This is a genomic window from Stutzerimonas marianensis, assembly GCF_022810315.1.
GTDB lineage: Bacteria > Pseudomonadota > Gammaproteobacteria > Pseudomonadales > Pseudomonadaceae > Stutzerimonas > Stutzerimonas marianensis.
The window spans coordinates 377,881-398,395 of the sequence record NZ_JALGRD010000004.1; the positions used below are offsets into that span (position 1 = coordinate 377,881).

At 58.2% G+C, this 20,515-nt stretch carries 17 protein-coding genes; 6 read left to right on the top strand and 11 right to left on the bottom strand.

Annotation, left to right across the window (positions count from 1 at the left end; all coding sequences use genetic code 11):
• Positions 1–16: 16 nt before the first annotated feature.
• Complete coding sequence (locus tag MST27_RS09500; protein WP_243605717.1) at positions 17–1,069, top strand: threonine aldolase family protein; 1,053 nt, start codon at positions 17–19, stop codon at positions 1,067–1,069.
• A gap of 422 nt (positions 1,070–1,491) precedes the next feature.
• Entirely contained in the window at positions 1,492–1,752 is a 261-nt protein-coding gene (locus MST27_RS09505) for a DUF2790 domain-containing protein (RefSeq protein WP_243605718.1), read from the top strand.
• 706 nt (positions 1,753–2,458) lie between these two features.
• On the opposite strand, the gene MST27_RS09510 is transcribed toward MST27_RS09505, so the two are convergent.
• Together MST27_RS09510 and MST27_RS09515 are read right to left on the bottom strand one after the other, a co-directional pair.
• Complete coding sequence (locus MST27_RS09510) at positions 2,459–3,031, bottom strand: helix-turn-helix domain-containing protein (RefSeq protein ID WP_243605719.1); 573 nt, start codon at positions 3,029–3,031, stop codon at positions 2,459–2,461.
• 355 nt (positions 3,032–3,386) lie between these two features.
• Positions 3,387–4,013, bottom strand: coding sequence for a LysE family translocator (locus MST27_RS09515; protein WP_243605720.1), 627 nt, complete (start codon positions 4,011–4,013; stop codon positions 3,387–3,389).
• Positions 4,014–4,112: 99 nt separating this feature from the next.
• On the opposite strand from MST27_RS09515, the gene pdxR reads away from it, so the two are divergent.
• On the top strand, positions 4,113–5,585 hold the full coding sequence (pdxR, locus tag MST27_RS09520; protein WP_243605721.1) for a MocR-like pyridoxine biosynthesis transcription factor PdxR: 1,473 nt from the start codon (positions 4,113–4,115) through the stop codon (positions 5,583–5,585).
• A gap of 117 nt (positions 5,586–5,702) precedes the next feature.
• The gene (locus MST27_RS09525) at positions 5,703–6,326 is read left to right on the top strand and encodes a helix-turn-helix domain-containing protein (RefSeq protein WP_243605722.1); all 624 of its coding nucleotides are present in this window, start codon (positions 5,703–5,705) and stop codon (positions 6,324–6,326) included.
• An 87-nt stretch (positions 6,327–6,413) separates the two neighbouring features.
• Here the strand turns inward: MST27_RS09525 and MST27_RS09530 are convergent, their stop codons facing one another.
• The 9 genes from MST27_RS09530 to MST27_RS09570 all read right to left on the bottom strand — a co-directional run bounded on the left by MST27_RS09530 (position 6,414) and on the right by MST27_RS09570 (position 17,777).
• The gene (locus tag MST27_RS09530; RefSeq protein WP_243605723.1) at positions 6,414–6,860 is read right to left on the bottom strand and encodes a Rid family hydrolase; all 447 of its coding nucleotides are present in this window, start codon (positions 6,858–6,860) and stop codon (positions 6,414–6,416) included.
• A 103-nt stretch (positions 6,861–6,963) separates the two neighbouring features.
• Positions 6,964–7,626, bottom strand: a complete 663-nt coding sequence (locus tag MST27_RS09535; protein ID WP_243605724.1) for a response regulator — start codon at positions 7,624–7,626, stop codon at positions 6,964–6,966.
• Positions 7,566–10,484 (bottom strand): sensor histidine kinase, encoded by a 2,919-nt coding sequence (locus MST27_RS09540; protein WP_243605725.1) that lies wholly within the window; start codon positions 10,482–10,484, stop codon positions 7,566–7,568. Before MST27_RS09540 ends, MST27_RS09535 begins: the two co-directional genes overlap by 61 nt.
• Positions 10,485–10,727: 243 nt before the next feature.
• Positions 10,728–11,480, bottom strand: a complete 753-nt coding sequence (locus MST27_RS09545; protein ID WP_243605726.1) for an alpha/beta hydrolase — start codon at positions 11,478–11,480, stop codon at positions 10,728–10,730.
• 13 nt (positions 11,481–11,493) lie between these two features.
• A complete protein-coding gene (locus tag MST27_RS09550) occupies positions 11,494–13,104 on the bottom strand; it encodes an MFS transporter (RefSeq protein ID WP_243605727.1) in 1,611 nt (536 codons plus the stop codon).
• Positions 13,105–13,106: 2 nt separating this feature from the next.
• Positions 13,107–15,089, bottom strand: a complete 1,983-nt coding sequence (locus tag MST27_RS09555) for an amidohydrolase (RefSeq protein ID WP_476756131.1) — start codon at positions 15,087–15,089, stop codon at positions 13,107–13,109.
• Positions 15,079–15,669, bottom strand: a complete 591-nt coding sequence (locus MST27_RS09560; protein WP_243605728.1) for a putative antibiotic biosynthesis monooxygenase — start codon at positions 15,667–15,669, stop codon at positions 15,079–15,081. The genes MST27_RS09555 and MST27_RS09560 overlap by 11 nt, the downstream gene beginning before the upstream one ends.
• 186 nt (positions 15,670–15,855) lie before the next feature.
• Positions 15,856–16,542: a hydrolase gene (locus MST27_RS09565; RefSeq protein ID WP_243605729.1), complete on the bottom strand. Its 687-nt coding sequence runs from the start codon at positions 16,540–16,542 to the stop codon at positions 15,856–15,858.
• A gap of 251 nt (positions 16,543–16,793) precedes the next feature.
• A complete protein-coding gene (locus MST27_RS09570; RefSeq protein WP_275973161.1) occupies positions 16,794–17,777 on the bottom strand; it encodes an alpha/beta hydrolase in 984 nt (327 codons plus the stop codon).
• Positions 17,778–18,166: 389 nt separating this feature from the next.
• Here MST27_RS09570 and MST27_RS09575 point away from each other — a divergent pair, with 389 nt between their 5' ends.
• Both MST27_RS09575 and MST27_RS09580 read left to right on the top strand, forming a co-directional pair.
• Entirely contained in the window at positions 18,167–18,814 is a 648-nt protein-coding gene (locus MST27_RS09575) for a hydrolase (RefSeq protein ID WP_243605731.1), read from the top strand.
• 499 nt (positions 18,815–19,313) lie between these two features.
• Entirely contained in the window at positions 19,314–20,207 is an 894-nt protein-coding gene (locus tag MST27_RS09580) for a pirin family protein (RefSeq protein ID WP_243605732.1), read from the top strand.
• Positions 20,208–20,515 lie beyond the last annotated feature (308 nt).

The window sequence follows — 20,515 nt, forward strand, 5'->3', positions numbered from 1 at the left end:
TTTACAGAGGTTTTGAATGACCACCGCCAACCAGCAATTCGCCAGCGACAACTACTCAGGCATCTGCCCAGAGGCTTGGGAGGCCATGGCCCGCGCCAACCAGGGCCACGACCGGGCCTACGGCGATGATCAGTGGACCGCGCGCGCGGCTGACCATTTCCGCCAGCTTTTCGAGACCGATTGCGAAGTGTTCTTTGCCTTCAACGGCACGGCGGCCAACTCGCTGGCGCTGTCCTCGCTGTGCCAGAGCTACCACAGCGTCATCTGCGCCGATATCGCGCATATCGAAACGGACGAGTGTGGTGCGCCGGAGTTCTTCTCGAACGGTTCCAAACTGCTGGTAGCGCGGTCGGAGGAGGGGAAGCTGACGCCCAATTCGATCCGCGAGATCGCGCTCAAGCGCAAGGACATCCATTACCCGAAACCGCGTGTGGTCAGCATTACCCAAGCGACCGAAATTGGCACCGTCTACCAGCCCGACGAACTCAAGGCGATCAGCGCGACCTGCCGAGAGCTGGGCTTGCACCTGCACATGGACGGCGCACGTTTCGCCAATGCCTGCGCGCACCTGGGTTTGTCACCAGCGGAACTGAGCTGGAAAGCGGGTGTGGACGTGCTCTGTTTCGGTGGCACGAAGAATGGCATGGCGGTTGGCGAAGCCATCCTGTTTTTCAACCGGGACCTGGCCGAGGATTTTGAGTATCGCTGCAAGCAGGCCGGCCAGCTGGCGTCGAAGATGCGATTCCTCTCGGCTCCCTGGGTCGGTTTGCTCGAAGGCAACGCCTGGATGCGATACGCCGAGCATGCGAACCGGTGCGCTCAGCTGCTGGCGTCGTTGATCCGCGGCGTACCGGAGGTCGAACTCATGTTCCCGGTGCAAGCGAACGGGGTGTTCGTCAGCATGCCGCCCACGGCGCTCGACGCGTTGAGAAATCGCGGCTGGATGTTCTACACCTTTATCGGCGTAGGCGGTGCACGGTTCATGTGCTCATGGGATACCAGCGAAGCGCGCGTGCGCGAACTCGCTAGCGACATTCGCGATGTGGTCATGCAGCATCGCGCCGTGTGATTGATGTAAGTACACCGGTGCGCGGCCATCCAGCAAGGCACCGGTCTGACGGGTAGCCAAACCCAATTCGCCAGTACTGACTGCCAGCGTTTTCTGATCGTTGCAGCATAGATTGCGACGACGCTCCCACCTGTGAAGGCCTCTTGGTCGGCTCCATCAGGAGCGCGCCCATCCTTTCGTATCGGGCTGGTTCAGCTCGAATACCGAGTCGCTTCGATGCCCCCGGTTGCCGTATCGCATCGGTGAGAAACCGGGTGATTCGTGGCCCCTATAGCCGCGATAGGAGCCCGCAATTATTAAGCACGCCGATGGGCACTACTGTTCGTTTCGATTTATCGATTTGTTCATCAACTGTTTGAATAGGCCCCGTACAAAGCAGTCATTCAGACAACTTCTCTCTAGACATGAACAGGTGAATCAAGATGAACAAGTTTTTCTACGTAGCAGTACTTAGCGCCACAGTTGCAACTTCGGCTTTCGCCAAGAGCGATCGCTCGGATGAGGTGGCCGATCCGGTGAAATACCATTATGGGATGAACCTCGACGTCGAGCGGGTTATTTCCGTAACCGATACCAGCGATAAGGCAGGTGTTGTACCCGTCACCATGGTCTATGAAGACAGCCAAGGGAACGTCAAGTCCATCGAGTTCAGCCAGGTTGGTCGTTTTGGAAGTGGAGGCTAGTTGTGAATCAGCTGAAGCTGAATCGAGCGCGTTCAGCTTCAGTTCATTGTTTCAGCTAAGCCGCATTGATCAAGTGGCATCGATGCAGGGCTGCAATTTCAGGCCGATGCGAAGGCAAGCGAGAGCACTTTAGTCAAAGTGCAAGCCGACGCCTTTGATAGTGCCAAGTCGTTTGATTTTTACATTCTTTCCTGGAGCAGCATAGCTCTGGCGATCAGAGGACATATCAATGAAGCTTAAATTGATGGCGTTATTTTACGTAATGTTCGTAATAACTGCATGCGCGCCTATCGCGCCTAAGGGGCAAGGTGAAACTGAATCTGCCCGCACTAGAGAAGTTTTCTTGAAGGACAACATTGAGCTGAAGCACGGCCAATCTTACGATGAGTGGAGGAAAGGGTTGCCAGCCTATTGGAACTAATGGCAGCTGACGGCCGCGCCCTAGGCGCGTCTAGTGGGCACCCGTTGAACAATAAAAGGTGCTTGTTAATGAACTATGTAGACGCCTTCGCAACGGTACTCGATGGCATTAGCCGCCCACCTCATGGAACGGTGCGCCTTTATCGGCTCCCTGGCGGCGTTCAGCTGCCTCTGAGCCGATATGGGGCGCGCGTTTGGCATGACGGCATCGAAGCATTCCAAGCATGGGGCTGCAGAAGTGTTAAAGACATGAAACTTCATGCATCCCGGATCAATACTAACTTTCTCAAGGCGACGAGCTAACCAAGCCTGACTGGGATGTATATAACTTTCGCCAGGTTTGCGGTGACAAGCCCGTTTCACGCCTAAATACACGACAAAAGTGCGCTTGATCGCAAAAGCCATGACTTAAAGCGACGTCGCATAAGGATTGCTCTGAGCGAAGCATATTCTGTTGCGCTGCTTTCACACGCGCGGCCGCTACGTATATCGACGGCGTCATGCCAGTCGTCTGTTTGAACGCATGCGAGAAATGGCTGACGCTCAAGCCCAGTAACGAGGCAAGTTTGGTTGTCCTTATACTACTGCTGATATTCTCGCTTATGAACGTGTCTACTCGTAGGATCTGCCAGCGCGCCAGTCCTCCCCGGGTTTTATATGAAGGTTGTTTGTTCTGTTTGGCAGCCGCCAGCAAGCTAATCGCCTGCTTAATATACGTCGAAGCGATGTCGGGGTTACGGTAAATCGCTTTCTCCGTCTCCATCAGTAACATCAATAACCGTCTTGCTTGTTTTGCGTGGACAGGGCGACCGGGGGCGTTGTTGTTTGTTGAGGGCTCCGTATCGATACGTCCGTTCATGGTTCAAGCTCCTAACCGAGGTCGACTGTCAATGTCAGATGTTTAATACGGTGTTCTCGTTATCACCGGGGGCAAAAAACAGGGTCTCAAGCACTCTCCAATGCCATAGCTGTCGTCCGGTTTTATGCACAAGGTGACCGGTAACGCAATTAGCAAAGGCTGCGCTTCCGAAATCAAACTATTATTGATCAGCTAGGTAAGAATCACGTTACTGCGATCTGTCCAGGAAAAGGACTATCGGAACTCTGAATTGACCATTTTATTAACGAGTGGGGTATTCAGATTTGATCAATGTTACCAAGGGATCTGATGGCAGGCCTGCCGCCATCTGCGGAAATTCTCGAAATACTGAGTGCTAGGCAAGTGCACTTTTCCCCATCGCCAATCCAAATATTATCAACACCGATCCGGTGAGTCTTTTACCCCAGATAGCTGCACCGGGTTTGGCCAGACGATGAGATATTCCTTTAGCGCCTATGGCGTAAGCGGCCGAGACCATAAACTTGACCAGCAGGAAGACTAGAATCAGGCCCAACAGCGTGGCGAGACTGGCTTCCTGGGGGGCGCCAACAAACTGAGGCAGCAGTGCTGAGAAGAATAGGATCGCCTTTGGATTGCTGATGCCGACCATGAATGATTTTGCCCAGAGTGATGACAGGCGCTCGGACAGTCCTTGGTCTTTGGCGATCAAGCCACCGCGAACCAGGTGTATGTGCTGAATGCCCAACCAAACCAGGTATCCCGCGCCAGCAAGTTTGATTATCACGAATACGGTCGGGTTGGCTGCCAGCAGTGCATCGATGCCGAGAAGAGAGAGACCGGCAAGTGCAGCAATCGCGAGTAAATCGCCGGTGAGTATCCATAGGGCACGACTCACGCCATGTATTAGAGCGTTATTAACCAAAAAGATGGTCGAAGGGCCAGGTGAGCCAACCTGAGCCACCGCAATCAATACAAACAGCAAATAGTCGAAACTCGACATGGGAAACCTCTAGGCGACTCCGTCACAGAGAAAACGCTACACTAGAGGCAAAGTGGTTCAGTCAATAGGGCCATTTAAACGAAACGGGTATGGACCATTATGGTCAAAGGAAAGGCGACACTCGCGTTGGAGCTTCCCCTCCCGGAAGAGGGAACTGCCAACACAAAACAGGAGCGGGCTTACCAGGCTATACGTGAAGCCATTCTGAATGGTCTGCTGCAGGCGGAGGATCGCTTGCCGTCCACGCGGGCGCTTGCGCAGCGTTGGGGTGTTGCTCGCGGCACCTTGGAAAGCGTGTATGAACGCTTGCAACTCGAGGGCTATATCCTTCGCCAGGTTGGCTCGGGCAGTCGAGTAAGCGCGGTCATGCCCGACAGTTACCTGAAAGCGGTGATTGATTTTGGCGTTACCAGCACGCCAATCGGGGAAGTACCAACTAGCAATCCGACAGAGTCTGTACGCTCGGAGACGGTGCATAGGGCACAGGTAGGCATGCCGTTCGTAGCTCGCCTCGCCAATCCGCAGTTGATGTCACCCGCCGAATGGGCTGCACATTTACAACGGGCCATGGCCAGGATGACACCGGATCAGATGTGCAACGCCGAGCCCCAAGGTGCGCTGGCATTGCGGCAACAGATCGCACGGTATTTGCGCAACCACCGCGGTATCGCTTGCCAGGCGGAGCATCTGCTGATTACCAATGGTATCCGCCATGCAATTGACTTGGTGGCGCGGGTCGTACTGCAGCCCGGCGATCATGTGGTCGTGGAGGATCCCGGCTATCCCGCCGTGCACCGAATCTTTGCCGAAGCCGGTGCATCGTTGGTGTATGCGCCCATTGATGAGCAGGGCCTGGACCTGAGCAGTGTTCCCGAGGCAGTTCACTGCCGATTGGCCTATGTAACGCCGGCGCACCAGTCGCCACTTGGGGTGATCATGTCGGCCACGCGTCGTCTGGAGCTGCTGGATTGGGCGCAGCGGCAGGGTGGCTGGATTATCGAGGACGACTACGACAGCGAGTTCAACTACCACCGCGCACCATTGCCAGCATTAAAGGCCATCGATTCAGTGCAGCGGGTGGTCTATTGCGGCAGCTTCAATCAGGCGCTGTTCTCCAATTTGCGCCTCGGTTATTTGATGGCGCCTCCGCAGTTGCACAATCAAATTCTCGCCCTTTGGCATACGGTCGGTCGTAGTGTTGGCGTTTCTGAACAGTTGGGCTTGGCGGCTTACATGCATGGTCCGGCGTTTCTTCGTCATCTAAGGCGCGCCCGTCAGGAATATCTGACCCTGCGTGACATCGTGCTGGACACCTTGCAAAAGCATGCAGCGGGACGTTATCGCATCAGCGGCGAGCATGCAGGCTTTCACCTGATCCTGTGGCTCACAGCCGATCAGGACCAGGATCTGTTAATTGAAGCGGCGGCAGAGGTCGGTATACGGCTACAACCCCTCCGTGGGTACTGTCAACAAAATCAATTGGAACCTGCCTTTGTGCTGGGTTTCGCAGCCCTTACTCGTGCCCAGGCAAAAACTGCATCACTTAAGCTTGCTTACCTGCTGCAGGCTTGATGCGATGCCGCGCCGTGCAAAGGTGGGGCATGGGGGCCAGGACAAATTCCAATTTATCCGTACCCACACTTTCGAGGGGGTATCGAGCCCCCAATAGTTGGCTTTGCGCAGTCTCGGTTGAACAACATCATGAGCGTCGGACAGCCGGAGACCGACATCATGAACATGATGCCCCAAGCCCATGTCAGCTTTCCTGCGAACTCGGACGTTCCGTTAACTGACGTGCCCTGCGAGGCGGTGCCAGCGGAGCGGGTGGAAGTGCTGTTGAAGCTACTAGCCGAATGCTTGGCCATGGTGGATCAGGACAACGAACGCGCGTGGATACGGCTCTCCCAGGCCATGGAACTGCTTCAACCAACCGCACGGACGCTACATAGGCCATTAGGAACGACGGGCGGCCTCGCAAGTTGGCAGATTCAGCGTGTGGACTGCTTCGTCGACCAACACCTAGACAGCCCAATCCGCACGCCCCAGCTGGCGAAGGTACTTAACCTGAGCGTCAGCCATTTTTCGCATGCTTTCAAGCAAACGCTTGGCGTTGCGCCGTTAGTTTATGTTGCCCGCCGGCGGATCGAGTCGGCACGGGAGATGATGTTGGCAAGCCCTTCGTCGCTTGCGGAAATCGCACTCAGCCACGGTTTCTGCGATCAGTCGCATTTTAGCCGTACCTTCCGCCGCGAAACGGGGCTGACGCCGCAGATGTGGCGGCGAATGTTCTGTAAAGCCGGGGACACGAAGTAACGGCGTAGCGCGGCGCTTCAACGGTACATGGCACAGACCGCAAATATCAGCGGCGCGGGTTGCTGTTGGGGTCTTTTGTGCCTTTGGTTAGCTGGCGGTTTCCGCGGTCAAGGTAATCTCGACCAATTGCTCTGGAAACAGCAGCTGAGGGGTGCATATCAGCCTGCTCTTGCAGCTGGGCCAGAACTTGCCGTAGACCTCCTTTCGCACATGTTCAACCACGCGCGCTGCCTCCCTCAGGTCGACCACATACAGGACTTCCTCGATGACATCGTCCAAGTTGGCATCGAACAGCCTCAACAGCTTCTGCGCATTGGCGTAGGCAACGCGCAGCTGAAGTGCCATGTTCGAACAGTCAGCAAGCAGTCCATCGGCATCTACGCTCGCCGGACCGACCAGATCGCCAGTCGTGCCGTGGCTCATCTGGCCAGTGACGTATAGGCGATTACCGATTTTTTCGACCTCGCCGTAGCCGTATATGGGGCGCCAGTAGGGATCGAGATACCCCAATGTCTTGATTGGGCCTTCCTTCATCTTGCTCACTCCGATCACAGGCGGCGTCTCGGCTAAGATGGCTGAATCTACCTATGACCGATTGGATCGATCCGTTCGCTTTGTATGGATCTACTGGCAAAGTTCAGAGTTCGACGAAACCGCGTTGGACGCCTATGGCTACTGCATGGGTACGGTTATCCGCTCCGAGCTTTTCCATGATGCTGCGAAGATGACCTTTAATGGTGTCCTCGGATATTTGCAGATGCATGGCGATCGCCTTGTTCGTCTTGCCTCGCGCGACACACTGCAATACCTGTATTTCCCGAGCGGTTAGGCAATCCTTATCGAGGTGTCCGGCCAGTTCGGCTGCGATCTCCGGAGGGAAATGTCGTTTGCCGGCGGCCAGTAAGCGGATGGTTTCAAGCAACTCCTTGCGCAATGTGCTTTTGAGCAAATAACCCATGGCGCCGGCCTTGATCGCATGCAGGGCACGCACGTCGCCCCGGTAGGTGGTGAGAATGGCGATGCGCGCAGTTGGGCATTCCGAACGAATCGCACTTATAGCCTCGATACCGTTCATATCCGGCATCTGCAAGTCCATCAGGGTCACGTCCGGACGCAGCGCCGTAAATTTAGCCAATGCATCGCGGCCATCTACCGCTTCGGCGACGAGCAACATATCTGGTTGGCCCTCTAGAACCGCCGCGATGCCTTCGCGCAATAACGGGTGGTCGTCGACCACCATCACTCGGATGGGTTGATCTGTTTGCACGCCGATCTCCTTGCCGATGTAAGCCGATGCCATCCGCGCTCCAAGGGCCCGGGTGGCCGTTGATAGGCGCACGCGCCGGGCAGCACGAGCCTGACTTCGGTTCCGTGCGGTTGTGCAGCACCTATAGTCAGGCGCCCGCCGATTCGCTGCGTGCGCTCCCGCATCCCACAGAGGCCCCAATGTTTTTGACGTCCGGTTTCCAGGTAGGCCGGCTCGATTCCCTTACCGTCATCGGTGACGCGCAGTTCAAAGGCACGCCGCGTGTAGGTGATCTGCAGGGTCACATGCTTGCCTTGCGAGTGTCGGAACGCGTTGGCTATCGCCTCATGTCCGATGCGATAAAGCTCTTCGCGCGCGATGGGCTGCAAGGGCTGCCGAGCCCCCTCGGCGCAAGCGCTCAGCTCGACCGCGGTGTGCTGTTCGAATTCTCGGGCCGCAGCGATAAGGGCGGCCAACAGGTCAGCTGGCGGTGGGTGAGCGCTGCGCAAGTTGAATACCCGGTCGCGGCCGTCAGCGAGTACCTGGTCTGCGCGGTCCAGGGCTTGTTCCATCTTGCTGCGCGCGGGGTTCTCGTCAGGGATAGCCTGAGCCACCGCCTGGAAGCGCAGCATCAGCCCTTGCACGCCTTGCAGCAGCGTGTCATGCAATTCACGAGCAATTCTTTCGCGCTCGGCATGACGCTCTTCCAGGCGGGCACGTAGTTGTCGCGCCGAGTGACGCAAGCTTGCGCGGTAAAGACACCACAGCAGTCCAATCAGCAACGCCGCGCAGGCCAGCAAAAAGAGCGGGTTGAGGTAGAACACTTGCGCGACGGAGAAGCTCAGCGTGGCTTCATCGAGACTTGCGACACCATCGTGATTGAGCGCAACGACTCTGAACCGATAGTCACCAGCGGCCAATCCGGTATAGGTCGCTTGGCGCTGAACGCCAGCGTGGTGCCAGTCGTTGTCGAAGCCGTCGAGGCGATAACGAAAGTGCATCGCTTCGGGCACGGACAGGTTCAGCGCCGTGTAGCTGATCTCGACGCGCTTGGCGTCAGCCCCCACCACGGGCTGCTGTGCGTCCACTTCGGTGCCGTCGACGCTCACGGATTCGATCAGCACCTTCGGCGCTGAGCCTTGTGAAGCACGCTGGTCTGGATCGATGCGGATTACGCCCTTGCTGGTGGCGAACCAGAGCTGGTCGTCGCTTCCTCGTACACCAGTCGGCAGGGCCAGTACCCGATGGGGATCGTTTGCCAGACCACCTATCATGTCGTAGGTACGATAGTGGATGACATGATTGATGTCTGCTTTGGCTCGCGCCAGCTCCGCGGCTGGCAGGTGAAAGATCCCGGATTTTCCATGAATCCAAAGATCGTTACCTGGCGCGCCCTGATCGGCCGAAGGCGTAGGGATAACTGCGTAAACGTTATCAAACAAGCCGTTGTCCGGCAGTTGCAGGCTGTAGAAGCGGCCGCCATCGAAATAGGCCACGCCACGCTGACCGCCAACCCAGCCGAAGCCGTCTCGCATCGAGATGGCGGTTACATGTCCGATCCGCAAGCCGTCGGCTTTTCCCCATCTGCGGACGTTATCGCCATCACGGGAGACGAGCAGATTGTCACGATATCCAAACCAGAGCCGTCCGTTGAGATCGGTGGTGGCGCTGACGGGCATCGTCTGGCTCGGCTGCAGGGAGTCGGCAGGCATCTTCGACCATACCCCGTCGCGCCAGACAAACAGGCCCATTCGGTTGATCGATACCCACAGGGCGCCTTGTGCATCCAGCGCCATGGCGCGTACCGATGATTCAGGTGGCACCTCGACAGGCAATTGCGCAACCTTTTCCAACTGCGTGTTGTTTGATCGCCAGATGCCGTTGGGCCCTGCCATCCAGACACATCCCGCTTGATCGGTCATGGCTGCACTGACCGGCGGTGGCATATCGAGCACGTGCACGTCGGAGGAATAGAGTCGCATCGATTGGGTATTGGCGGTTCCTGCCCAAAGGCTTCCGTCGGCACCGGCTGCGAGCGCGAAGCCTATTGCATGTTGCGGCAGCGATGCGGCCGTTACTGCCCGTGGTCGAAAGCGGTCGAGGCCGGCGTTGGTGCCAGCCCAGACGTTGCCTTCAGAATCTTCGAGCAGGGGCCAGATGAAGTCCGAACTCAAACCGTCGCGTTTGCCATAGCTGGCCATCGCTTGATCGTCGGCCAGCTGTGTTGCGTTTGGTCTTCGGACATGCCGAATGCCGCTACCGACTGTGGCGACCCATAGTGCACCGCGGTGATCGAACAGCAGCCCGTTGGCACCGTTGGTCCCGGTGTTCACTAACAGCGTTTCGCCGCTCTGCGGATCGTATCGCTGCAGCGCACCGCCATAGCGGTCGGCCAGCCAGATCGAGCCGTCCCTCGCCTGGGCTATCTGGCTCGTCGACGGTGCGGTTACACCTGAATCAACAAACGTTTCGGAGCCTTGTGGCAGATAGAACAGTTTTTCCTCGTTGGCGGCCCAGACCACTCCGTCACGATCGACGAAAACGGCGCGCGCCTGGCTACCAGGGAAGCCCCAACGGATCGAGATGTGCCGCCAGTGCTTACCGTTGTAGCGTGCCAGCCCGTCGTTGGCGGCCGCCCATATATTGCCTTGCGGATCTTCAGCCAGACCGTAGATGACACCAGTCGGCAGTCCTGGTTGTGTTAGGTGGACATCCATTCCTGCGGGCCTGATCAAGCGAAGCCCCCCTTTGCGCAAGCCGACCCATAACCCGGCGTCGGTGGCCAATAAGGCAGAGACGATCCCCAAAGCTTCGCCGTTAGGCGGCTGGTACCGAACGAAACGTATGCCATCGAAACGTAGCAGCGACTCGTTGCTCCCTAGCCACAGGTAGCTATCGCGGGTCTGTGCCAAAGCGCCGACCTGGCTGGGTCCATTGTCAGCTGAGGTCCACCGGTGATGTTCCATGTGATCCAGGCTGCGCGCAGAGACGCACGGGCCGCAGAGTAGTAGAACGAGCACCACCCACTTTCGCCATCGGCGATGTGAGTGGCGGGGCACCGCTTTGCGCGTGATAGCTTTACCTTGCGCGTGTTTATGCACCGGGTGGGATGTTCGATCGGTTGATGGGGTCATGCTTGTGCCTGACACAGGTAATCAAAATCGTCCTGATTGAGTCTGCGCCCATTCGATCGAGTAATCTGCCACTTCTTCCCAGTTGGACTCGGCGATCAGCCAGTGGCTGTGGCCGGCAAAGCACTTATAGGCAATAGGTGCGATCGAGCGATGATGATGACGATAGTTGGAGGCAACCAAACTTGCCCGAATGCTTCGGTCGTTCGCACCGGCTAGCAGCAACAGGGGCGGACGGTGATCATTGGCAAAGTCGACCTTGCTGTCGATACCCAGTGCAGCCTCGTAGAAGATCCGTGCGGGCGCCTTGACCACATGCCGCTGGAATTCCATGAGCCGGTCGGAGTCGGGCACGGTCTGGGCTACTTTCCGTGCGAAGCGTTCGAAACTCAGGTCGACCTGCCGGTGCAGGCCGGCTCTGAACAACACCGGTAGCAGATCAAAAGCCAGTAGCCAGGGGCGAATGCCGCGCGGTGGTACCGGCGCGATTGCAATGCCGGCTCTGCCGTAACCACGATCGATCAAAAGCTGCACGATCAGTCCGCCAAAACCATGGCCAACCAGCAAGGGCACCTGGGGCATGCCGCTGATGATGGTGGTGTAATGCTCGACGAGCCGGGATAGGCCGAGACCAAACGATCGTGCTGACCCGTCCTCCTGCGGTGGCCACGGCAGCGCAATGCAGTTATAGCCGCAGGCCGTGAAGCGGCTTTTGAAACGGTCCCAACTGGCTGTCGTCAACCAGGCGTCGTGGATGAAAACCACCCGTCTGTTCAAAGGAGGTGTCCTGTTAGGAAAGGTCTCGATTGCCCGACGCGGGTGTGACCAAATGCCTGATTCGCACTGCGACGCCGGCAGTCTGATAGCGCCGGGCTGCGGCTTCGATACGCTGTTCGGCGCGGGTGACACGGTGATGATGGCGCAGGTGCTCAAGCCAGGATTCGTCGAAGAAGAATTCCTGCCAGCGGCGCGGGTTCTCACTGTCCTGCATCAGGCCCCAGGAGTACGATCCATTGCGTTGGCGCATACCACGAACTTGCAACATGGCCTGGCGAAACGCAGCGACCCGCTCCGGTGCGATGTCGTAATCGATCGTCACCATCACAGGCCCGCGTTCCTGATCATGGTCATCGCTCAATACGGGTAGCGGCCAGTGCAGCGACGGTGCCAGGTCATCCGCGTCTGTCACCGGTAGCCGGAAGCGTAAGGTCAGGATAATACCGAGTAGCAATATCGTGCCCGCGCTGAGCAAGGCAATGACAATCGAACTATGGCTGGCAACCAGGCCCCACAGTGCGCCTCCGGCGGCCATGCTGCCAAAAAATACCAATATATACACTGACAAGGCGCGTGCCCGAACCCAGTTCGGCACCGACGTCTGTGCCGCCAGTTGTAGGCTGGACAACACTGCAATCCAGGCAGCGCCGCTGAGCATCATCACGGGGATGAGCGCATGGAGCGTGCGCAGCGACGCCAGCGCGAGCAGCACCAAGGCGTAGATTACGCTTGCTCCAGCAACCAAGGTATCCGCGCTCAGTTTGCCCCGTATCCGTGGCAGCAGCATGGCGCCGACGACCGCGCCGATGCCAACGCTGCCCAGCAGCAGACCGAAATCGGCTGCGCTGCCCTGCAGCTCACCGCGTACGATCAAGGGTAACAGTGATATGCCAGCACTGGCGCCGATGAAAAACGCTGCCGCCCGCACCAACACCGCCTGCAACGGCTTTGAGCTGCGGCTGTAGCGCCATCCGGCACGTATGGCACCGAGCAATCGCTCGGCAGGGAAAGCTACCGTGGCCGGCTCGCGCCTCCACGAGGCGAGCACTGCGATGACCGCAAAGAACGACAGCGCATTCAGTCCAAACGTGGCCCAAGGGCCGCTCAGGCTGACCAACACACCGGCGATGGCCGGGCCCAGGGCTCGGGCCACATTGATACCAAGGCTCGACAACGAAATGGCCGACTGCAGATCGTCTTTTCCGACCAGCTCAGGCGTCAGCGCCGACCACGCCGGCATCATCAATGCGGTGCCAATGCCCATGCCCAGCGTGAGCAAAAGCAAGAGCGTTACGCTCATCAGCCCGCTCAAGGTCAGGAGCGCCAGGGTCATTGCCACGGCGGCCATCCATAATTGCACGCCGAGCAGGTAGCGGCGCTTGTCGACAATGTCTGCCAGCGCGCCAGCTGGCAGCGCCAAAAAGAACATTGGTGCAGAGCCTGCAACCTGTACCAGTGCCACGCTCAACGGGCTGGCCGAAAGGGAAGTCATCAGCCAGCCGGCGCCAACCTCGTGCATCCAGGTGCCAACGTTCGAGGCGATACTGGCCAGCCACAGCCAGCGAAAGGTCGGGTGGCGAAGGGCACTCCAAGGCGAAGACTTAGCGATGATCGTGGTGTCCATGGTCAGAAAGCGAAGCAGGAGCAGCCGAAGGCGCCCCAGAACCCTTGGTAATCGCTGACCGGGACCGACGAGGTACGCACCCGATCATGGCTATGGGCATGTACTGCACAAGGTCCTGAGCACTGATGCACCTTGGCCAGTGAAGGGGACTGGGGTCGCCAGTGCCCTGGCACTTTAGCCACCGGCGACCAATCTGGCGTGACCGGCAGCGGCGCAGGTGCCAGCCGGTCGAACTCACCGGCACCGTAGACGACCTTGCCATCGACGATGGTCAGTACCGATTCGATCCACTTGATTGCTTCTTCCTCGACGCTAAAAAAGTCCGCCGACAACGCCGTCAGATCTGCCAGCTGGCCCACCTTGATCTGTCCCTTCTTGCCTTGCTCACTGGAGAACCAGGCGCTGCCGTGGGTGAACAGTTGCAAGGCTACCTCGCGAGACAGACCCTCCGGATACAAGGCGAGACCGCCGACGGTGCGCCCACTGACCAGCCAGTAAAGCGAGGTCCAGGGGTTATAACTGGATACTCGCGTGGCATCGGTGCCGGCACCCACCGGTACGCCTTCGGCAAGCATCCGTTTGATCGGCGGAGTCTGTTCTGCGGCCTGTTTGCCGTAGCGATCGACGAAGTATTCTCCCTGGAACGCCATACGGTCCTGAATCGCGACGCCACCGCCCAGCGCTCGCACACGTTCGATATTCTTCGGCGTGATGGTTTCGGCATGATCGAAAAACCATGGTAGGCCGTCGAACGGGATGTCGCGGTTGACCTTCTCGAACACGTCGAGCATGCGGGAAATGGATTCGTCGTAAGTCGCGTGAAGTCGGAACGGCCAGCGCTGTTCGACCAGATGCCGCACTACCGGCTCCAGCTCCTGTTCCATGCTGGCCGCCAGCTCTGGTCTTGGCTGCAGAAAGTCCTCGAAGTCAGCAGCGGAGAACACCAGCATCTCGCCCGCGCCGTTGTGGCGGAAGAAGTCCGAACCGTCGCCAGGCTTGACCATGTGGCTCCAGTTCTTGAAGTCGGTCAGTTCTTCCTTGGGCTTCTGAGTGAACAGGTTGTACGCGATGCGCACCGTTAATTGGTCCTGCTCGGCCAGCTCACGGATCACCTGATAGTCGTCGGGGTAGTTCTGGAAGCCGCCGCCGGCATCGATGGCACTTGTGACGCCGAGCCGATTGAGCTCCCGCATGAACTGGCGGGTCGAGTTGACCTGGTACTCCAGCGGCAGGGATGGCCCCTTGGCCAGGGTCGAATACAGGATCATCGCGTTGGGCGTGGCCACCAGCATGCCGGTTGGCTCGCCGTTGGCATCACGCTGGATTTCGCCGCCCGGTGGGTTCGGCGTGTCACGGGTGTAGCCCACCACCCGCAGGGCCGCGCGATTGAGCAAGGCTCGGTCGTAGAGGTGAAGAATGAATACGGGTGTGTCGGGCGCGACCTTGTTGATTTCTTCCAGTGTCGGCATGCGTTTTTCGGCAAACTGGAATTCATTCCAACCACCCACCACACGCACCCACTGAGGTGCCGGCGTGCGTTCGGCCTGATCCTTGAGCATCTGCAGGGCATCGGCCAGCGACGGCACGCCTTCCCAGCGCAGTTCGAGGTTGTAGTTCAGGCCCCCGCGGATCAGATGTAGATGAGAGTCGTTGAGGCCCGGAATGACGCAACGGCGGTGCAGGTCGATGAGCTGGGTCCCCTCGCCACGTGTCGCCATCACCGTGGCGTCGTCGCCAACGGCGAGGAAGCGTCCATCCTTGATGGCAACTGCAGTGGCCTGTGGTTTATCACGGTCAACGGTGTGTATACGGCCGTTGAAGAGAATGGTATCGGCGGTCATGTTGCCTCCTCGATTAGTGGCGAAAGATCGGCCGGCAAAACTCGCGAAGGGAAGGGCAGACCAGAGCATCCCGGCAGCGCCCAGTGCGGAACTGGCGGCGATGAATTGGCGACGGCTGTCGCGGGTGCGGTCTTCAGTGCTCATGTTCGTTGCTCCTTGCGTTGTTTAACCAGCCCGCGAATAGCCGCGTGGCCAAAGGCATGAACAGGTACACCACCAGCAGGACAATGCTGAGGGTGATCAGCGCGTTGCTGAGCAGGAATGTGCCCAAAATGGGTTGCCAGGCGAACAATGGCTGCCAGAGTTGTGGCACGAGCAGGCTCAGCGGCAGGATTACAAGAAAAGTCACGCACGCCTGCTTCCAGCGCGGTGGCCGTTGTTCACCATCGGCCGGCACAAACCAGAATTCGTTGAGGGTACTGATCTCGGTCTGGTCACCATCGGCTAGCAGCGGTTCCGCTTCTTCAATCAACTGGCGCCGTTGTGCCGAATCGAGCCAGGTCCGTAGCCGTTCTGGACAGCTGAAGCGCAACACACAGGTGAACAGTGGCAGGCCGTCGCGGGTACTGCGGATGACGTCGGCCCCTAGATGACCTGCGCATTGACTGGCGATGGCGACGATGCGTCTTAGCCATTCTTCGTAGGCTTGCTCCTGTCCGCGCCGTACACGATGACGAACCACTAGCGTGACGGTTTCGGCGGGTTCTGCTGCACCAGTGTTCATGTTCAATAGCTCCCGCGGTTGCCGGTAGGCAGCGGACTCGCCGACGAGGCTCGACTCGCAAACCTCGTCGGCGGGAGGTTGATCGGCGTAGAGATCGGCAACTGATGGCTTCAGAGCACGACCCGTCAGGGTTGTATGGGACGATAGAAGCGGGCCGGGGCCAGACCACCGCTCCGGCCCGAACGGTCAGATGGGCGCGGCTACCGGCGCCAGAGTTGGACCATGGCTGACGCGCTCGTCTGCCTTGTGCACCATGGTGTAGGCGTAATCGATGCCCATGCCATAGGCGCCAGAATGCTCCTTGGCCACGGCCATCACTTCGTCATAGGTGTCGCGGTTCTTCCAGTCACGCTGCCACTCCAACAGCACCTGTTGCCAGGTCATCGGGACGACGCCGGCCTGGATCATGCGCTGCATGGAGTAGTCATGCGCTGCCTGGCTGGTACCACCGGACGCGTCGGCGACCATGTAGATTTCATAACCGGCGTCGTGCATGGCGGACAAGGCAAATGTGGTATTGCAAACCTCCGTCCAAAGGCCTGAAACGACGATCTTGTTGCGGCCGTTGCGCTGAAGGGCGTCGCGCACTTTCTGGTCGTCCCAGGAGTTCATCGAGGTGCGTTCGAGAATCGGTGCGTCAGGGAAAACGCCTAGCAGCTCGGGATAGGTGTGGCCGGAGAAGCTCTCGGTTTCGACGGTAGTGATGATGGTTGGAATCGAGAAAATCCGGGCGGCCTTGGCCAGACCGACGACATTATTCTTCAGCGTCTGACGATCGATGCTCTGCACGCCGAAGGCCATTTGCGGCTGCTGATCGATGAAGATCACTTGGCAGTTATTGGGCGTCAGTACTTCGAGTTTGGGGTTGGTCATTCTGGTCACCTTCGTTATCGGTAGCGATTGGGTTATGGCCAGGTTGATGCTCTCTCGGTAGTGACGAGCATCCAGCTGCGCACGCGGTCTCTGGCCACGACTCCGGTTGGAGTCGTGGCCAGAGGCGTGTGCGCACTATCGCAGTGGGGTGGTTGGTGTGAATTGAACCGCTGTGCGGTTCTGGGACGGTCATGCTGTTAATGCATTCTTGAAGTACAGATGTTGGCCTCGGCAGCAGGCAGCATGGACGGTCATTCCAGATGCTGCTTCAGCGCCATGCCTGCCTGGGCCATGGCCAGGCGAACGGCTGGTACATCGCTCAGCACGTTGAGCAGTCCGTAGTCGTGGATCATGCCGTTGTAGCGGGTTGCGACGACGGGCACGCCGGCCGCGTCCAGCTTGCGGGCATAGGCCTCGCCCTCGTCACGTAGCACGTCCATCTCCGCCGTCTGCACCAACGCCGGCGGCAGACCCTGAAGGCGCTCCACAGGTGCACGGAGCGGGGATGCGTACACATCGTCACGCTGGCGCGCGTCGGTGGTGTAGTTGTTCCAGAACCATTCCATCATCGGCTTGGTGAGAAAATGCCCTTCGGCGAACTGGTTGTAGGAGGCATTGTTGAAGTTGGCATCGGTGACGGGCCACAGGAGCAACTGGAACCTCAATGCCGGAGAGCCTTCGTCCTTCGCTTTCAGGGCGACCACCGCTGCCATGTTGCCGCCCACACTGTTACCGGCAACCGCCAGCCGCTGGCCATCGATGCCAATCTCCTCGCCGTGCTCGGCGACCCAGCGGGTGGCGGCATATGCTTGGTTGATTGCGGTGGGGTATTTGGCTTCTGGCGATGGGGTGTAGTCGACATAGACTGCTGCCGCACCAGACGCCAGCACCAGGTCATAGATCAGCCTCGCGTGAGTCGGATAGTCACCCAGTACCCAACCGCCACCGTGGAAAAACATGAACGCTGGCACCACACCGCTACTGTTCGCTGGACGTACCAGCGTTAGCGACAGCGTCTGCCCGTCGATCGCGATGCTTTTGTTTTCAACCTTTACGCCGGAAAGGTCGAGGTTCACGGACGCCTGAGCGTCGGTCAGAACAGCCCGGGCCTCTCTGGGCGTCATTTGTTCCAACGGAGTTCCGCCGCCCTTAGCCAGGGCTTCAAGAAAACCTTGCGTGGTGTGTTCGACGCCGGGGCTGCCTGCGGCGAATATTTTGGTTGAAATAACTGACATGACTAGCACTCCCTGAGTGAGTTGTTTGACGTTCACGAACGTGCTCCTAGAAGGCCTCGAACAGCTGCGCTGCGAGTTGATGGTCCAGACTTAAAGTTCCGGCCAAGCCAAATTTTGGCGCTCATCGACCAAGCGCAGCACGGCGATCCTCGCCTGCGAATTGATGGATGACTTGGATGGTTCTGCAGTGATGGAACGAACGTGTGCTTATTTAGTAGCTGGGGGAGGGGAGAAGGGCCGCGAAGGGTTTGGCCGACCATGTTCGATTGCCGACCACAGATTCATTCAAATCTCGGATTGTCATCCAATGAAAGTCGTGGGCGTTTTGCGACAGTGTGCGGGCACACTACGAAAAACCTCAGTACACAATCGAATTGGAGGATCAGTTCATGACGTTCCGTAACGGCCTAACTTCGCTTCTTCGTCCGGAAGACTCGGTACTCGTACTTATCGACCACCAGCCGTTCCAACTCGCGAACTTGAACAGCCACGAGCCGCTGATGGTGATTAACAACTCGGCGGGTCTGGCAAAGGCGGCCAGGGCATTCAAGGTGCCGACCATCCTCACGAGCGTTCTTGCTGCTCAGGGCGGCGTTATCTTCCCTCAGATTACCGACGTGTTCCCTGACCAAGAGGTAATTGACCGGACGCTGATAAATACCTGGGAGGACCCTAAGGTAGTCGACCTGGTCAAGGCGACTGGTAGAAAGCAGCTGATCATTGCCGGGCTGTGGACTGAAACATGTGTCGCCATGCCGGCAATTCAAGCTGCTGGAGAAGGCTGGGACGTGACGGTAGTCACCGATGCATCGGGTGGCGTCTCTGTCGAGGCACACGAAGTTGCCATTCAGCGAATGATAGGCGCCGGTGTGACCATGATGACTTGGTTAGCGGTGGCTTCCGAGTGGCAGCGTGATTGGGCCCGAACCGACAGCCTTGAAGGAATGATCGACGTCATGAAACAGCATACCGGTGGAAGCGGTATCGCCTTCATGTGGGAGCAGCAACTACTCAATACGCCGGTGCCTCAGCCGTAGAGTAGGGAAAGGCGAGGCCCCGTACCAGAACATCGCAAGGACGCGGTCGGGGCAGCGAGTTTGGTCATGCCTCTCTATGAATTTTCCGGTATTTCGATGTCTCGAGAGCATGCTGATGCCGTTAAAAGGTTTTCCCGTGGATATGGTTATTGATGTATCCAAAAGTCAGTTTGAGGCCAGCCACTAATGTGGCCTTATATTAAGGAAGAACTATTCGCCCGAGCCGAGTCCGTTGATACGCATGTCGTACCCTCGGAAACCGTCTATATATTGTCAGCTGGCAGGAGCATGACGGCTCGACGACTGCCAAGGTCCAGAACTATGCGTGGGCTGAGTCGCTTGCATGCAACCTTGCCCAATGGGCAGATGCTCCAGATGACCGGGACATATGAAGACATAAGCCCCATTTAGGGCCGGTGTCTGGAGATTTCTCCGATGCGCCAAGATGCTGCGATGACTTCTGTGCCGTCAACGACGGAGTTCGATCAGGGGAAATGAAATGATTAAGACGATTATCGAGCAGCGGCGTCGCAGTCTCGGCGGTGGCCTGCATGTGGGCCGTGTATTGCCGTTTGCCAAGCAGCGCATGGTGGGCCCGTTCATATTCTTCGATCACATGGGGCCGCTCGATATCCTGCCTGGGGTGGGCGCCGAATTCGATGTCCTCCCACACCCACACATAGGTCTGTCGACTGTGACGTACCTGTTTTCTGGCAACGTAATGCACCGGGATAGCCTTGGTTACGAACAGGCGATCCGACCCCAGGAAGTCAACTGGATGACGGCGGGGCGCGGCATTACGCATAGCGAGCGGTTCGAGCACGGCCGAACGCATGGCGATCATTTGCACGGTATTCAGGCTTGGGTAGCGCTGCCGGCAGAGCAGGAGGAGATCAGTCCATCTTTCACCCATCACTCAGGTCTCGACCTGCCGCAATGGGACCACGACGGGGTGATCGGGCAACTCATCGCCGGCAGCGCCTATGGCTTGACTGCCGGAGCCGAAACACATTCGCCGCTGTTCTACGCGCATCTCGAAATGGCCGCCGGCGCCACCGCCGAGATCCCGAGTGGCTATGAAGAGCGCGCCTTCTACATTGCTACCGGGGCGGTAGAGTTTGCTGGAACGCGTTACGAAAGTGGCAAGATGTTGGTGCTCGGGTCGGCAGCTTCACGCGTACGGGCGGTGGAACACTCCCGGGTGATGGTCCTCGGCGGAGACTCGGTGGGAGAACGCTACATTTACTGGAACTTCGTTTCCTCCTCGAGCGACCGTCTCGCGCAGGCGGTATCGGACTGGAAGGCAGGAAAGATGAAGCTGCCAGACGCCGACGATACGCAGTTCATCCCATTGCCGGACGAGCCAATGCCCAGACTGCAAGCGTCCCGCTGAGCATAGGCCGGTTGTGGATGTTGTTGTAATCAGCAGCAGATGTAGCACCTGAGATGCCTAACAGTGTCCGCTAAGGAATGGTTCACAGAGCCACATGGATGACAGTTATTGGTGCCTCGCAGACTGCCGTCATTTCTGCGGCAGTCTCCGAAACTGCGCAGGACACGATTAGCGCAGGCATATCCGCTCAAGGTAGTGAGCCAGATCCGAGCTGACGGTGAGGCTGCGAATTGGCAAGAAGTAGGGCGAACTGAAAATACGAAAAGAACGGAATATTAAGGCTTTGATTTTTCTGCAAAATATAAAAT

What these genes read in the sequence shown, in the direction of transcription:
- MST27_RS09500 (WP_243605717.1), top strand. Translation starts at nt 17, where the DNA reads ATGACCACCGCCAACCAGCAATTCGCCAGCGACAACTACTCAGGCATC.
- MST27_RS09505 (WP_243605718.1), top strand. Translation starts at nt 1,492, where the DNA reads ATGAACAAGTTTTTCTACGTAGCAGTACTTAGCGCCACAGTTGCAACT.
- MST27_RS09510 (WP_243605719.1), bottom strand. Translation starts at nt 3,031, where the DNA reads ATGAACGGACGTATCGATACGGAGCCCTCAACAAACAACAACGCCCCC.
- MST27_RS09515 (WP_243605720.1), bottom strand. Translation starts at nt 4,013, where the DNA reads ATGTCGAGTTTCGACTATTTGCTGTTTGTATTGATTGCGGTGGCTCAG.
- pdxR (WP_243605721.1), top strand. Translation starts at nt 4,113, where the DNA reads ATGGTCAAAGGAAAGGCGACACTCGCGTTGGAGCTTCCCCTCCCGGAA.
- MST27_RS09530 (WP_243605723.1), bottom strand. Translation starts at nt 6,860, where the DNA reads ATGAAGGAAGGCCCAATCAAGACATTGGGGTATCTCGATCCCTACTGG.
- MST27_RS09535 (WP_243605724.1), bottom strand. Translation starts at nt 7,626, where the DNA reads ATGGCATCGGCTTACATCGGCAAGGAGATCGGCGTGCAAACAGATCAA.
- MST27_RS09550 (WP_243605727.1), bottom strand. Translation starts at nt 13,104, where the DNA reads ATGGACACCACGATCATCGCTAAGTCTTCGCCTTGGAGTGCCCTTCGC.
- MST27_RS09555 (WP_476756131.1), bottom strand. Translation starts at nt 15,089, where the DNA reads ATGAGCACTGAAGACCGCACCCGCGACAGCCGTCGCCAATTCATCGCC.
- MST27_RS09560 (WP_243605728.1), bottom strand. Translation starts at nt 15,669, where the DNA reads ATGAACACTGGTGCAGCAGAACCCGCCGAAACCGTCACGCTAGTGGTT.
- MST27_RS09565 (WP_243605729.1), bottom strand. Translation starts at nt 16,542, where the DNA reads ATGACCAACCCCAAACTCGAAGTACTGACGCCCAATAACTGCCAAGTG.
- MST27_RS09570 (WP_275973161.1), bottom strand. Translation starts at nt 17,777, where the DNA reads ATGTCAGTTATTTCAACCAAAATATTCGCCGCAGGCAGCCCCGGCGTC.
- MST27_RS09575 (WP_243605731.1), top strand. Translation starts at nt 18,167, where the DNA reads ATGACGTTCCGTAACGGCCTAACTTCGCTTCTTCGTCCGGAAGACTCG.
- MST27_RS09580 (WP_243605732.1), top strand. Translation starts at nt 19,314, where the DNA reads ATGATTAAGACGATTATCGAGCAGCGGCGTCGCAGTCTCGGCGGTGGC.